We start from the raw sequence: 14,035 nt of genomic DNA, 5'->3' as shown, positions 1-14,035 counted from the left end.
GGCAAACGGGTGGCGCCCCCGTCGCCGCCCCGGCATGCTGAGCCCATGCTGATCAGGGACGCCACCGCCGAGGACTGGCCCGCGATCTGGCCCTTCTTCCACCGGATCGTCGCCGCCGGCGAGACCTACCCCTACCCGCTCGACCTGGACGCGGAGCAGGGGCGCGCGTGGTGGCTGCTGGCGCCCCCGGACCGTACGGCCGTCGCGGTCGACGACGCGGGCCTGGTCGTGGGCACGGCGAAGATGAACGTCAACCGGCCCGGCAACGGCGACCACGTCGCCAGCGCCAGCTACATGGTCGACCCGGACCGGCAGGCGCGCGGCGTCGGCCGCGCGCTGTGCGAGGACTCCCTGCGCTGGGCCCGGGCACAGGGTTTTGCGGCCATGGAGTTCAACGCGGTGGTCGAGACCAATATCTATGCGGTCAAGCTCTACGAGTCCCTCGGCTTCCGCATCACCGGCACCCAGCCCCGCGCCTTCCGCCACCCGACGGAGGGCCTGGTCGGCCTGCACTGCATGCACGTCGACCTCTGAGCCGGACCCCGGCGGATCCCCGGCCCCCATTGCCCGTCGCGGCGGCGGGCGTTACGCTGCGTTCGTCATTTCGGTAGCCGGTCGAGATTTCGGACCCGGCGGAGGGGTGGGTGAGCGCGATGGGGCGACTCGTGCCGGCCGTGACACGCGCGCTCGACATCCTGGAGCTGTTCCTCGACCGGGACGCGACGCTCTCCGCCCCCGAGATCACCCGCAGGCTGGGCCTGCCCCGGACCACCGTGCACGAGCTGGTCACCACCCTGGCCGCCCGCTCCTACCTCAGCACCGTCCCCGGCCAGCCCGGGCGCTACCGGCTGGGGGTGCGCACGTACCAGCTGGGCAGCACCTTCGGCGCGCAGCTCGACCTGGCCGCCGAGGGCCGGGAGGTCGCCCGCGAGGTCGCCGAGACGTGCGACGAGACGGTGCACATCGCGATCCTGGAGGACGCGGACGTCATCTACATCGCGAAGGTCGACAGCACCCGGGCGGTACGGATGGTCTCCGCCACCGGCCGCCGGCTCCCCGCGCACTGCACCGCCGTCGGCAAGATGCTGCTCGCGTCGCTGCCCGAGCAGGCGCTCGACGCGCGGCTGCCGGAGGGCCGCCCGCTGGCCGCCATGACGGACCGCAGCCACACCTCCGTGCGCGAGCTGCGCCGCCACCTCGCCGCCGTCCGCGAGCGCGGCATCGCCGTGGAGGAGCGCGAGTCCAACCCCGACGTCAGCTGCGTGGCCGCGCCCGTGCGCGACTCCGCGGGCCGGGTGGTCGCCGCGCTGAGCATCTCGGTGCCGATGATCCGGTGGAGCGCGGAGCGCCGGGACGAGCTGGCGGAGCTGGCCGCCAAGGGCGCGGGCCGGCTGTCGGAGCGCCTGGGCCACCGCCGGGAGGGAACCCTGTGACGACGCCGGACGTGGCCGTACGCACCCGCGCCGAGCTGGGCGAGGGACCCACCTGGGACCCGGCGGCCGGCCGGCTGGTCTGGGTGGACATCCTGGGCGCCCGCATCCACGTGTACGAGCCGGCCACCGGCCGGCGCACCGTGCAGACCACCGAGCAGCACGTCGGCGCCGCCAAGCCGCGCGCCGGCGGCGCGGGCTACGTGGTCAACCTGCGCGACGGCGTCGGCCTCTACGACACGGACGGCGCCTTCCGCTGGCTCGTCCACGAGCCGGTCCCGGGCCGCCGCGGCAACGAGGCGATGGTCGCCCCCGACGGCGCCCTCTGGGCGGGCACCATGCGCTACGACTCCGCCCCCGGCGGCGGCACCCTCGCCCGCGTCACCGGCGACGGCACCCGGACCGTCGTCCTCGACGACGTCACCATCAGCAACGGCACCGGCTGGAGCCCGGACGGCCGCCTGATGTACTACGCCGACACCCCGACGGGCCGCATCGACGTCTTCGACACCGACGGCACCGGGATCACCGGCCGGCGTCTCTTCGCCGCCGTCGAGGACACCCCGGGCTCCCCGGACGGGCTCTGCGTGGACGCCGAGGGGTACGTGTGGGTCGCGCTCTGGGACGGCGCCGCCGTCCGCCGCTACGCCCCGGACGGCACCCTGGCCCGCACGGTGGACGTCCCCGTGCGCCGCCCCACCTCCTGCGCCTTCGGCGGCCCGGAGCTGACGGACCTCTACATCACCTCGTCGTCGCTGGACGACGCGCACCCGCTGGCGGGGTCGGTGCTGGTCCTGCCGGACGCGGGCCGCGGCCTGCCGCAGGCGCCGTTCGCGGGCTGACGCGGCGCCGCGGGCGCGGCGACGGCCGACGGACGGGCCCCGCCCCGCAGGACGTCGGGTGCCTGCGGGGCGGGGCCCTCGCGCGCGGTCAGTGCGCGGCGAAGGAGTGGACCGTCGTGGAGCGGTAGGTGGCGCCCGGGCGGAGGACCGTGCTGGGGAACGACGGCTGGTTCGGGGAGTCCGGGAAGTGCTGGGTCTCCAGGCAGAAGCCGTCGCCCTGCCGGTAGACCCGGCCCGAGGTGCCCACGAGGGACCCGTCGAGGAAGTTGCCGCTGTAGAACTGGAGCCCGGGCTCGGTGGTGGCGATGCTCATCGTGCGGCCCGAGGACGGCTCGCGGACCGCGGCGACGCGCTCCGGGGCGCGGGTGGCGCCCTTGTCCAGGACCAGGTTGTGGTCGAAGCCCCGGCCGTACAGCAGCTGTTCGTGGTCGTCGCGCAGGTCGGCGCCGACGGGCTTGGCCCGGCGGAAGTCGAAGGGGGTGCGGCCCACCCGGGCCCGCTCGCCGGTGGGGATCAGGCCGGCGTCGACGGGGGTGTAGCGGGAGGCGGCGAGCCGCAGCTCGTGGTCGTAGACGTCGCCGCTGCCCTCGCCGGCGAGGTTGAAGTAGACGTGGCTGGTGAGGTTGACGACCGTCGGCGCGGAGGTGGTGGCGGCGTAGTCGATGCGCCAGTCGCCGTCCGCGGTGAGCGTGTAGTCGACCCGGGTGGTCAGCGCGCCCGGGTAGCCCATCTCGCCGTCGCCGCTGACGTAGCGCAGGGTCAGGCCCACGCCCTTCGCGGAGACGAACGGCTCGACGTCCCACACCCGCTTGTCGAAGCCCTTGTCGCCGCCGTGCAGGCTGTGGTCGCCGTCGTTCAGCGGCAGCTGGTACGTCCGGCCGTCGAGGGTGAAGCGGCCGGCGGCGATGCGGTTACCGTAGCGGCCGATGAGGGCGCCGAAGTACGGGCTGCCGGCGACGTAGTCGTCGAGGTCCGCGAAGCCGAGCGACACGTTGGCGTACCGGCCGTGCCGGTCCGGCAGCTCCAGGGACTGCACGATGCCGCCGTACGACAGCACCCGGAGCCGGGTGCCGCCGTTGGCGAGCGTCCAGCGGTCCACGCGGGTGCCGTCGGCCAGCCGGCCGAACGGCTCGCGCACCGGCCTGCGGGGGTGGCGCGCGGAGTCCGCCGCGGCCGGTGCCGCGAGGCCGGCGGCGGCCAGGCCGCCGGCCGTGGCGGCGAGCAGCGTCCGGCGGCGCGCGGCCGCCGGTGCCGCCGCGGCGGGGGCCGGGTCCGGCGCCGTGGTGCGGGCGGGGGTTCCGGCCGGGGTGCGGGCAGGGGTCATGGGGATGCAGCTCCTCGTAAGGGGAAGTCGGGTCGGGTCACACCGGTCACGGGGTCACACCCCCGCCCGGCGCTTGTTCCAGATGTCGAAGCCCACCGCCGCCAGCAGCACCAGCCCCTTGATGACCTGCTGGTAGTCGGTGCCGAGGCCGACGAGCGACATGCCGTTGTTCAGCACGCCCAGCACCAGGCCGCCGATGATCGCCCCGAACACCGTGCCGATGCCGCCGCTCATCGACGCGCCGCCGATGAACGCCGCGGCGATCGCCTCCAGTTCGAACATCTCGCCGGCCTTCGGCACGCCCGCGTTCAGCCGCGCCGCGTAGACGCAGCCGGCGAGCGCCGCGAGCACGCCCATGTTCACGAACACCAGGAACGTGACCCGCTTGTCCTTCACGCCCGACAGCTTGGCCGCGGCCTTGTTCCCGCCGAGCGCGTAGACGTGCCGGCCGACCACCACGTTGCGCATCACGTAGCCGAGCGATATCAGCAGCCCGGCCATGATGAGCAGCACCACCGGGACCCCCCGGTAGCTGGCCAGCATCAGGGTCGCGGTGGCGACCGCCGCGACGATGAGCGCGCACTTGCCCAGCCACAGCGGGTGCGGCAGCACCTCCAGCTCGAAGGAGAGCTGCCGCCGCCGGTCCCGCCACTCCCGCCAGAGCAGGAACAGGCACACCGCGGTGCCGAGGAGCAGCGTGAGGTTGTGGTAGTTGGTCTCGGGCCCGGCCTCGGGGAGGAAGCCCTGGGCCATGTTCTGGAAGCCCTTGGGGAAGGGCGAGAGCGACTGGCCCTCAAGGACGATCTGGGTGAGCCCGCGGAAGATCAGCATGCCCGCGAGGGTCACGATGAACGATGGTATGCCGACGTAGGCGATCCAGAAGCCCTGCCAGGCTCCGGCGACGGCGCCGATGAGGAGCGAGAGCGTCAGGGCGAGCGGCCACGGGAAGTCGTGGTTGACCATCATCACGGCGGCCATGGCGCTGACGAACGCCACCAGCGAGCCGACCGACAGGTCGATGTGCCCGGCGATGATGACGATCATCATGCCCATCGCCAGGATCAGGATGTAGCTGTTCTGCTGGACGATGTTGGAGACGTTGCGCGGCAGCAGCAGGGTGCCGTCGCTCCATATCTGGAAGAGGATGACGATCAGGCCGAGCGCGACGAGCATGCCGTACTGGCGCACGTTGGCACGCATCGCGTTCAGCAGCGCGGCGGCGAGCGCGCCGCCGGGTCCGCCCGCGGGCGGCGCGGGGGAGGGGGTGCCGCCCTTCCGGGTTGTCACCGTGCTCATCCTTCGTCCTTTACGTGCGTGGTCATGTGGCGCATGAGAACTTCCTGGGTGGCCTCGGCGCGCGGCACCTCACCGGTCAGCCGGCCCGCGGTCATGGTGTAGATCCGGTCGCACATCCCCAGCAGCTCGGGCAGCTCCGAGGAGATGAAGACCACCGCCTTGCCGCGGGCGGCCAGCTGGTCGATGACGGCGTAGATCTCGTACTTCGCCCCCACGTCGATGCCGCGGGTGGGCTCGTCGAGGAGCAGCACCTCGGGGTCGGCGTTGATCCAGTTGCTGAGCACGACCTTCTGCTGGTTGCCGCCGCTCAGCCGGTTCACCGGCTCGAAGACCGTCGGGGTCTTGATGTTCATCGAGGCGCGGTAGTCCTCGGCGACCCGCCGCTCCGCGTGTTCGTCGACCGTGCCGCGGCGGACCAGCTTCGGCAGCGCGGAGAGCGTGATGTTGCGCATGACGTTCTCGATGAGGTTGAGGCCGAACGTCTTGCGGTCCTCGGTGACGTACGCGATGCCGTGCCGCACCGCGTCCGGGACGGTGCGTACGTCGGCCGCCCGGCCGCCGACCCGCAGCGTCCCGGCCTCGTAGCGGCCGTAGGAGCGGCCGAAGACGCTCATCGCCAGCTCCGTGCGGCCCGCGCCCATCAGGCCCGCGATGCCGACGATCTCGCCGCGCCGGACCTCGATCGACACGTCGTCGACCACCTTGCGCTCGTGGTCGATGGGATGGCGTACGGTCCAGCCCTCGACGGACAGCGCGACGGTGCCCGCGTCCGGGCCGCGGTAGTGCGAGCGTTCCGGGAAGCGGTGGTCGAGGTCGCGGCCGACCATCCCGCGGATGATGCGGTCCTCGGACAGCCCGTGCCCGTCCCCGGTCTCGTCGGGGCGCACGGCGAGCGTCTCGATCGTCCGCCCGTCGCGCAGGATGGTCACCGAGTCGGCGACCTGCCGGATCTCGTTGAGCTTGTGCGAGATGAGGATGCAGGCGATCCCCTGCCGCTTGAACTCCAGGATGAGGTCGAGCAGCTTGCGGCTGTCCTCGTCGTTGAGCGCGGCGGTCGGCTCGTCGAGGATGAGCAGCTTCACCTCCTTGGAGAGCGCCTTGGCGATCTCCACGAGCTGCTGCTTGCCCACGCCGATGTCGGCGATCCGGGTCTGCGGCCGTTCGCCGCCCAGGCCGACCCGCTTCAGCAGCTCCGTGGCGCGCCGCAGCGTCTCGGTCCAGGAGATGACGCCGCGGCTGGCCTGCTCGTTGCCGAGGAAGATGTTCTCGGCGATGGACAGGTACGGCACCAGGGCCAGCTCCTGGTGGATGATGACGATGCCGCGGCGCTCGCTGGCCCTGATGTCCCGGAAGGCGCACGGCTCGCCCTCGAAGAGGATGTCCCCCTCGTAGCTGCCGTGCGGATGCACTCCGCTCAGGACCTTCATCAGGGTGGACTTGCCGGCGCCGTTCTCGCCGCACACGGCGTGGATCTCGCCGGGCCCGACGGTGAGGCTGACGTCGGCGAGCGCCGTGACCCCGGGGAAGGTCTTGGTGATGGAGCGCATCTCCAGGACCGCAGCGGTCACTTGAGGTCCCCCTCCGTGTAGAAGCCCTCCTCGATGAGCAGGTCGGTGTTGGACTTGTCGATGCTGACCGGGTCCAGCAGGTACGCCGGCACGACCTTGACGCCGTTGTCGTACGACTTCGTGTCGTTGACCTCGGGCTTGCCGCCGGTGAGCACGGCGTCGGTCATCTGCACGGCCACCTTGGCGAGTTTGCGCATGTCCTTGTAGACGGTCTGGGTCTGCTGGCCGGCGATGATGGACTTCACCGACGCCACCTCGGCGTCCTGCCCGGTGATCACCGGCAGCTCCTTGTCGCCGCTGCCGTAGCCGACGCTCTTCAGCGCGGAGATGATGCCGATGGAGATCCCGTCGTACGGGGAGAGGACGGCGTCGACGGTGGTCCCGCCGCCGTAGTGGGCGCTCAGGAGGTTGTCCATGCGCTTCTGCGCGGTGCCGCCGTCCCAGCGCAGGGTGGTGATCTGGTTCAGCTCCGTCTGGCCGGACTGCACGGTGAGCTGACCCGAGTCCAGGTAGGGCTGGAGGACGCTCATGGCGCCCTTGAAGAAGTAGCGGGTGTTGTTGTCGTCCGGGGACCCCGCGAACAGCTCGATGTTGAACTTCTCGCCCTTGTTCTCCTCCAGCTCCAGGGCGTCCGCGATGTACTGGCCCTGCAGCTTGCCGACCCGCTCGTTGTCGAACGACGCGTAGTAGTCGACGTTCTCCGTCTCCAGGATCAGCCGGTCGTACGCGATGACGGGGATGTCCGCCTCCTTGGCGTCGGCCAGCACCTCCGTCAGCGAGGTGTTGTCGATCGCCGCCACGACGAGCGCGTCGACGCCCTTGGTGATCATGTTGTCGATCTGCGCGACCTGGTTCTCGACCTTGTCCTCGCCGAACTGCAGATCGGTGTCGTAGCCGGCCTTCTCGAACTCCTTGACGATGTTCTCGCCGTCGGCTATCCAGCGCTCGGACGACTTGGTCGGCATCGAGATGCCGATCGTGCCGCCGCCCTCCGAGGTGTCCTTCTTCTCCTCGCTGCCGCCCTCGCTGTCCTGGCCGCAGGCGGCCAGGGCGAGGGCGAGAGCGGAGACGGCGGCGGCGGTGCGCAGGCGTGCGGCTCGGGGGGTGCGCATGGTGGTCAGATCCCTTCGGTCACGGATACGGGGTCGGAGACGGGGGCGGGGACGGGGAACCGGCGCAGGTCGCCGGGCAGCCGGGAGCCGGGCGGCGACATGGCGTCGCCGGCGCCGAGCCGGTCGAGGAGGTCCAGGACCAGCCGCCCGCGGCGCACCCGTTCGCGGGCGGCGGCGAGCACCGTCTCGCGCATGTGGGCGCCGTAGGGGTAGATCCCGGGGGCCTTGGACAGGCCGAACTTCAGGTACAGCGGGGCGCCGCGGCGGATCAGCTCGGCGGCGTCGTACATCCGCACGAAGCCGCCGAGGTCGTCGGGCGCCTCCACGTACAGGTCCATCGGGGCGGCGCTGGCCCGGCGGATCTCGGTGAGCTGCTGGAGCGACAGGTCGGAGGGGATGTTGAGCGAGTCCGCGCCGAGCCGCTCCCACACCGCGTACGCGGCGGGGTTCACCGGGCCGACGAGCGCGGAGACCTTGAACGTGGTGTCCGCGGGCAGCTCGCCCAGTGCGCGCAGCCGGTGCAGCAGCCACAGCACGCCCTCGTCGGCGACGAGCAGGCACCTCACGCCCAGGCTCGCGGCCCGCAGCGCGTCCTCCACACAGCCGGCGAGCTGGTCGTGCCCGCGGGCCCGCAGCCCGGCGCCGCCGGACTCGCTGCGGGTGGCGCCGCCGGTGTCCCAGGTGCCGCGCGGGCCGGTGAACAGCGACAGCTCGATGTCGCGTGCCGCGCAGGCCGCGACCATGTCGGTGATCTCGTCGTCGGTGAGCATCCACACGCCGCTGCCCTGGCTGATCCGGTGGATCGGCACGCCGAGGCGGGTGCTCTCCTTCAGCACGGCGGCCAGCGCCTCCGGGCCTTCGACGGACGGGATCTCGGTGCGCCAGCGGCCTCCGTCGGGGAAGGCGTGCGGCGAGGTGTCGGCCGGATCGGGCGGCGGGGCGCCGAAGCCGAGGCGGCCGAGGGCCGGTTCACCAGGTGCGTGAGCCACGGGACTCCTTCGTTCGATATCTCAGACGTCATTCGGCGTTGATGCGGTGAAAAAGCGGCCGCCGCCCGGGGCGCACGGCCGCTTCACCGGGCTACGGCCGCAGCAGCACCTTGCCCACCCCCGGATCCCCGCCGCCGACCAGCCCGACGGCCTTCTCGTACGCGTCCAGGGGCAGCTCGTGGGTGACCAGCTCCGCCGGATCCAGCGACCCGGCGGCGAACGCGCGCACCGCGTACGACCACGCCGCCGACGGCGCGCCGAACACGCCCAGCACGTCGACCTGGCGCATCGACAGCTCCAGCGGGTCGATGCCCGCCGCGCCGCCCGGCGGGATACCGGTGACGACCACCCGCCCCCCGCGCCGCGCCAGCGCCACCGCGTCGACCGCCGACCGCGCCGCACCGGCCGTCTCCACCACCAAGTCGTACGCCCCCGCCAGGCCGGCGGCAGCGCCGGGCGCCACCGCCCGTACGCCGCCCCACCCCCGCGCCACCCGGGCCCGCTCCTCCCGCGGCTCCACCACCAGCAGCTCCGCCGGCGAGTACGCGGCGAGCAGCCGCACCGCCAGCAGCCCCAGCGTGCCGCCCCCCACCACGGCCACCCGCTCGCCCGGCAGCGGCCCGCCGCGCAGCACCGCCGCCGCGGCGACGGCCGCCGGCTCCAGCAGCGCGGCGCCGCGCAGGCCGGCGGCGTCGGGCAGGACGTGCAGCAGCGCCGCCGGCACCGTGACCGTCTCCGCGAACGCGCCGGGGCGGGTGAACCCCGTCTCGGCGTACGGGCCCGCGCACAGGTTCGTCTCGCCGGCCCGGCAGCGGGCGCACGCCCCGCAGCGGCGGAAGCCCTCGGCGACGGCCTTCCGCCCGGTCAGCGCCGCGTCGACGCCGGGCCCGACGGCCTCGACCGTCCCCGACCACTCGTGCCCGGGCGTGAGCGGGTACGTCACGTAGCCGTCCGGCCGGGTGCCGTCGTACACCTCCCGGTCGCTGCCGCACACCCCGGCCGCGTACACCCGCACCCGCACCTCGCCGGGCCCGGGCGGCGGCGACGGCACGCTCTCGACCCGCGCCCGCCCGGGCTCCCGGAGCACGACCGCGCGGTGGGTCTCAGTCATCGGGGTTCCTCTTCTCCCAGCCCTCGGCCCACAGGTCGAAGCGCGCCCGCCGCTGGGGGAACTCCGCCGCCGCGTCGGTGTCCAGCTCCACCCCCAGACCGGGCGCCGACGAGCGGGCGAAGTAGCCGTCGACCACCTCGGGCGCGCCCGTGACGACCTTCCTGATCTCCGCGTCGGCGAAGTCGTTGAAGTGCTCCAGGATCTTGAAGTTCGGCGTGCAGAAGCCGACCTGCAGGCTGGCCGCGGTCAGCACCGGGCCGCCGACGTTGTGCGGCGCGAGCAGCACCTGGTGGGTCTCGGCGGTGGCGGCGAGCTTGCGGGTCTCCAGAATGCCGCCGACGTGCCCCACGTCCGGCTGCACGATGTCCGCGGCCTGGCTCTCGAACAGCTCGCGGAACTCGATCCGGTCGTGGATCCGCTCCCCGGTCGCCACCGGCAGGTCCACCCGCTTGGCCACCTTCGCCAGCGCCTTGAGGTTCTCCGGCGGCACCGGCTCCTCCAGCCACGCCGGGCGGAACGGGGCCATCTCCCGCGCCAGCCGCACCGCGGTGGCCGGGGAGAAGCGGCCGTGCATCTCCAGCATCAGCTCCGTCTCGTCCCCGACGGCGTCGCGCACCGCCTCGACGAGGGAGACCGCGTAGCGGGACTCCGCGTGGTCCAGCTCCATGCGGCCGGCGCCGAACGGGTCGATCTTCAGCGCCCGGTAGCCGCGCCCGACCACCCGGCGGGCGGCCTCGTGGTACGCCTCCGGGGTGCGCTCGGTGGTGTACCAGCCGTTGGCGTACGCCTTGACCCGGTCGGTGACCGCGCCGCCGAGCAGCTGCCACACCGGCACGCCCAGCGCCTTGCCCTTGATGTCCCAGCAGGCCGTCTCCACGCACGCGATCCCCGACATCACGATCTCGCCGGCCCGGCCGAAGTCGCCGTACTTCATCCGGCGGACCAGGTCCTCGATCGCGAACGGGTCGGAGCCCGCGATGTGGTTCGCCTCCGCCTCCCGCAGATAGCCGACGAGGGCGTCGGTGTGGCCCAGCATCCGGGTCTCGCCGACCCCGGTCAGGCCCTCGTCGGTGTGCACCTGGACGTAGGTCAGGTTCCGCCAGGGGGTGCCGACGACGTGCGTGCTGATTCCGGTGATGCGCACGGGCTGGTGGCTCCTTCACCGTGTCGTTCGAGATTTCGTCACGCGTTCGAAATGTTGGCGAGACAGTAAGGACGAGGCACGGCAGGTGTCAACGGTCAGCGCACGGCGAACTCGTAGACCGTGGCCGAACGGTAATGCTCGCCGGGGCGGAGCACGGTGGAGGGGAAGTGCGGGTGGTTGGGGGAGTCCGCGAAGTGCTGGGTCTCCAGGGCGAGCCCGTCGCCCGGCCGGTAGGCCCGGCCGGACGGGCCGGTGAACGACGGGGAGACGGCGTTCGCGGTGTAGAGCTGGAGCCCGGGCTCGGTGGTCAGCACCCGCAGCACCCGCCCCGAGGCCGGCGAGCGGACCTCGGCGACCGGCTCGGGGGACGGGGTGACACCCTTGTCGAGCACGAGGTTCTGGTCGTACCCGCGGCCGATCAGCAACTGCGGATGCCCGGAGCGCAGTTCGGCGCCGACCGGGCGCGCGGAGCGGAAGTCGAAGGGGGTGCCGGCCACGTCGGCGATCTCGCCGGTCGGCGCGGAGGTGGCGGCGTTGACCGTGAACCGGGAGGCGGCGACGCGCAGGTGGTGGTCCTCGACGCTGCCGCTGCCCTCGCCGTCGAGGTTGACGTAGGTGTGGTTGGTCAGGCTCACCACGGTCGGCGCGTCGGTCGTCGCCTCGTAGTCGAAGCGCAGCGCGCCGCCGGCGGTGACGGTGTACGTCGCCCGCACCCGGAGCGTGCCGGGGAAGCCCTCCTCGCCGTCCGGGCTGGTACGCGACAGCAGCAGCGCGGCCGCCCCGGGCGCGGCCGGCGCCTCGGCCGCGGCCCAGACCTGCTTGTCGAAGCCGTGGGCGCCGCCGTGCAGGCAGTTGGGGCCGTCGTTGGCGCGCAGCGGGTACGAGCGCCCGCCGAGGACGAAGGAGGCGCCGGTGATGCGGTTGGCGTAGCGGCCGATGAGCGCCCCGAAGTACGGGTCCCCGTGCGCCACGTACTCGTCCAGGGTCGCCAGCCCCAGCGCCACGTTCGCGTACCGCCCGGCCCGGTCGGGCACCTCCACGGACTGCACGATCCCGCCGTACGTCAGCACCCGCACCCGGGTCCCGCCCGCGGTGAGCGTCCACCGCTCGACGGGGGTGCCGTCGGCGAGCTTGCCGAAGGGCTCGGCGGTGACGGCGGGCGCGGACGCGGCGTCGGGCGGGGGCAGCGGAGTCGTGGCCATGGGGAGACTTTATGCGGCCCGGGGGCCGAACCCGCGGGACACCGCCCGCCCCGTGCCCGGCCCCGGAGCCCGGGTGTCCCTGGGCTCGGGCCCGGACCGTGCTCCCGGCAGCCCGCCGCGCCCGCGTACGCGCGTGCGGTGCCGCCGCACGGCGCCGGCCGGCGTCCGTGTTCGCCTCTCGTGGCCCCCGAGCCCCGCTCCCGAATCCGGCTCCCGTGCCCGGCCCCGGAGCCCGGCACCGCGCGCCCGGCGCGCCTACCGTGCCTCGCGCAGCTTTCGGTACGCGATCTCCGCCAGCACGTTCTGGCCCTCCTCGTCCGGGTGGAAGGAGTCCCAGCGGCTCAGGTGGCCGCTGGTGAAGTCGTACCGGAACGCCGCCCCGCCGTCGTACACGCACAGCGGATGCCGCCCGCACTCCTCCTCCAGCACCGCGTTGAACTCCACCACCCGGTCCTCCACCTCCTCCCGCCGGCCGGTCGCCGAGGTGCCGAGGTCCGTGGGGTCCGCCAGCATCGACTGGCAGACGTCGCCCAGCGACCAGATCTGCCGCGCCACCACCCCGTCCCGGCCCACCTCCCACAGCCGCAGCAGGCTCGGCACGCTGGACACGTACACCTGCGTCCGCGGCAGATCCCGCTCCAGCCGGTCCAGCGAGTCCGCCACCGCCGTGCGGAAGTCCGCCACCGGTGTCATGGCCGCGGTGCTCTCCGTGCAGGCGTCGTTGGCGCCGATGAGCACGGTCACCAGGTCGGGGCGGTGGACGATCGCCTCGCCCGTCTGGACGGGCAGATCCGCCACTTGCGCGCCCGAACGGGCGAAATTCCACGTGTGCCCCGACGGCTTGTCGAGTAACCGCCGGGCGAGGCTGTCCACGTCCTCGGACGTGCCCGTCGACCACGACTTCTCCGGGCAGTCGGCGAGGGGCTCGCAGACGTGAAACCCGCGCGTGATGGAGTCGCCGAGCGCCGCCACCGACCGCGGCGGCCGGAGCGCCGCGCGGGCCCGCTGCGACGGTTCGCCCACGTCCTCCGCCCCGCCCGACCCCGACGGCGCGGCGGATCCCTTGTCCTCCCCGCGCGTACCGCCCTCGCCGGTGCAGCCGGCGAGCACCAGTGACACCGCTACCGCTCCCGAGCAGACAAGTGCCGCCACTCCGCGCATCGCTGCGCTCCCTCCCGCCCCCGAGGTCCTCCTCCGAACGTAGGTCAGCATGCCCAGGACCGACCGTACGGCACTCGCGCCGCGCGGTGGCACGGTAGCTTGGCTGGTGCTCAACGGGCCGTAGCGCGGCCGTATCCCGGCGGAACAGCACCGGGTGACGGAGTGTCCTGTTTACCCGGAAAGGCGACCCGTGGTGTTTACTCTAGGCAACTTCTTCTAGGCAACTTCGAGGCCGCTTCGAGCCCGCGGATGGAGGCCCCCGGTGACGACACGTGGAGTTCTGTTCGTTCACTCCGCCCCGCGGGCGCTCTGCCCGCACATCGAGTGGGCGGTCGCCGGCGTCCTCGGCGGCCGCGTCAGCCTCGACTGGATCGCGCAGCCCGCCGCGCCCGGCACGCTGCGCGCGGAGTTCTCCTGGCAGGGCGAGCCGGACACCGCCTCGCAGCTCGCCTCCGCGCTCCGCGGCTGGCACCTGCTGCGCTTCGAGGTCACCGCCGACCCGTACGCCACCGCCGAGGGCGAGCGCTACAGCTCCACCCCCGACCTCGGCATCTTCCACGCCGTCACCGGCGTCCACGGCGACATCCTCATCCCCGAGGACCGGCTGCGCGCGGCCCTGACCCGCGCGCAGCGCGGGGAGACGCAGCTGGAGGCGGAGATCGCCCGGCTGCTGGGCAAGCCGTGGGACGACGAGCTGGAACCTTTCCGCTACGCCGGCGAGGGCGCGCCGGTCCGCTGGCTGCACCAGGTCGTCTGAACGGTGCCCTCGCCGGGCGGGCGATACCGGGGATCGGGGCCCGGCCGCGGCGGCGTCGCCGACCGGCGGCAGCGCACCGGACGGCGGAACACCCGCCCC

Annotated in this window: 13 protein-coding genes; 4 read left to right on the top strand and 9 right to left on the bottom strand. The window is 73.2% G+C overall.

The features are described from left to right. Positions 1-45 precede the first annotated feature (45 nt). The 3 genes from ACHZ99_RS04100 (at position 46) to ACHZ99_RS04090 (ending at position 2,272) form a co-directional block, all read left to right on the top strand. A complete protein-coding gene (locus ACHZ99_RS04100) occupies positions 46-534 on the top strand; it encodes a GNAT family N-acetyltransferase (RefSeq protein ID WP_420302913.1) in 489 nt (162 codons plus the stop codon). Positions 535-653: 119 nt separating this feature from the next. Next, positions 654-1,433: an IclR family transcriptional regulator gene (locus ACHZ99_RS04095; RefSeq protein ID WP_420302912.1), complete on the top strand. Its 780-nt coding sequence runs from the start codon at positions 654-656 to the stop codon at positions 1,431-1,433. After that, positions 1,430-2,272: an SMP-30/gluconolactonase/LRE family protein gene (locus ACHZ99_RS04090; protein ID WP_420302911.1), complete on the top strand. Its 843-nt coding sequence runs from the start codon at positions 1,430-1,432 to the stop codon at positions 2,270-2,272. The genes ACHZ99_RS04095 and ACHZ99_RS04090 overlap by 4 nt, the downstream gene beginning before the upstream one ends. 88 nt (positions 2,273-2,360) lie before the next feature. On the opposite strand, the gene ACHZ99_RS04085 is transcribed toward ACHZ99_RS04090, so the two are convergent. From ACHZ99_RS04085 to ACHZ99_RS04045, 9 genes are all read right to left on the bottom strand, one after another. Beyond that, complete coding sequence (locus ACHZ99_RS04085) at positions 2,361-3,596, bottom strand: aldose epimerase family protein (RefSeq protein WP_420302910.1); 1,236 nt, start codon at positions 3,594-3,596, stop codon at positions 2,361-2,363. Positions 3,597-3,650: 54 nt separating this feature from the next. Then, positions 3,651-4,892, bottom strand: a complete 1,242-nt coding sequence (gene mmsB, locus ACHZ99_RS04080; protein WP_420302909.1) for a multiple monosaccharide ABC transporter permease — start codon at positions 4,890-4,892, stop codon at positions 3,651-3,653. Beyond that, positions 4,889-6,460, bottom strand: coding sequence for a multiple monosaccharide ABC transporter ATP-binding protein (mmsA, locus tag ACHZ99_RS04075; RefSeq protein ID WP_420302908.1), 1,572 nt, complete (start codon positions 6,458-6,460; stop codon positions 4,889-4,891). The genes mmsB and mmsA overlap by 4 nt, the downstream gene beginning before the upstream one ends. Beyond that, on the bottom strand, positions 6,457-7,572 hold the full coding sequence (gene chvE, locus ACHZ99_RS04070) for a multiple monosaccharide ABC transporter substrate-binding protein (protein ID WP_420302907.1): 1,116 nt from the start codon (positions 7,570-7,572) through the stop codon (positions 6,457-6,459). The genes mmsA and chvE overlap by 4 nt, the downstream gene beginning before the upstream one ends. A 5-nt stretch (positions 7,573-7,577) precedes the next feature. Further along, entirely contained in the window at positions 7,578-8,561 is a 984-nt protein-coding gene (locus ACHZ99_RS04065; RefSeq protein ID WP_420302906.1) for a hypothetical protein, read from the bottom strand. A gap of 91 nt (positions 8,562-8,652) precedes the next feature. After that, positions 8,653-9,672, bottom strand: coding sequence for a zinc-dependent alcohol dehydrogenase (locus ACHZ99_RS04060; protein WP_420302905.1), 1,020 nt, complete (start codon positions 9,670-9,672; stop codon positions 8,653-8,655). Continuing rightward, entirely contained in the window at positions 9,665-10,816 is a 1,152-nt protein-coding gene (locus ACHZ99_RS04055; protein ID WP_420302904.1) for a mandelate racemase/muconate lactonizing enzyme family protein, read from the bottom strand. Before ACHZ99_RS04055 ends, ACHZ99_RS04060 begins: the two co-directional genes overlap by 8 nt. A 95-nt stretch (positions 10,817-10,911) precedes the next feature. Then, positions 10,912-12,018 carry an aldose epimerase family protein gene (locus tag ACHZ99_RS04050; protein ID WP_420302903.1) on the bottom strand — a complete coding sequence of 369 codons (1,107 nt, stop codon included), beginning with the start codon at positions 12,016-12,018 and terminating at the stop codon, positions 10,912-10,914. A gap of 255 nt (positions 12,019-12,273) precedes the next feature. Then, positions 12,274-13,179: an SGNH/GDSL hydrolase family protein gene (locus tag ACHZ99_RS04045; protein ID WP_420302902.1), complete on the bottom strand. Its 906-nt coding sequence runs from the start codon at positions 13,177-13,179 to the stop codon at positions 12,274-12,276. A 262-nt stretch (positions 13,180-13,441) separates the two neighbouring features. Here ACHZ99_RS04045 and ACHZ99_RS04040 point away from each other — a divergent pair, with 262 nt between their 5' ends. Continuing rightward, positions 13,442-13,936, top strand: coding sequence for a DUF3145 domain-containing protein (locus tag ACHZ99_RS04040; RefSeq protein WP_420302901.1), 495 nt, complete (start codon positions 13,442-13,444; stop codon positions 13,934-13,936). The last annotated feature ends 99 nt before the right edge of the window (positions 13,937-14,035 follow it).

Origin of the sequence: Streptomyces sp. MAR4 CNX-425 (assembly GCF_048656465.1) — a bacterium.
Taxonomy (GTDB): Bacteria; Actinomycetota; Actinomycetes; order Streptomycetales; family Streptomycetaceae; genus Streptomyces.
The sequence above is the reverse complement of the archived record's forward strand: the minus strand, read 5'-3'. Positions and strand labels throughout refer to the sequence as shown.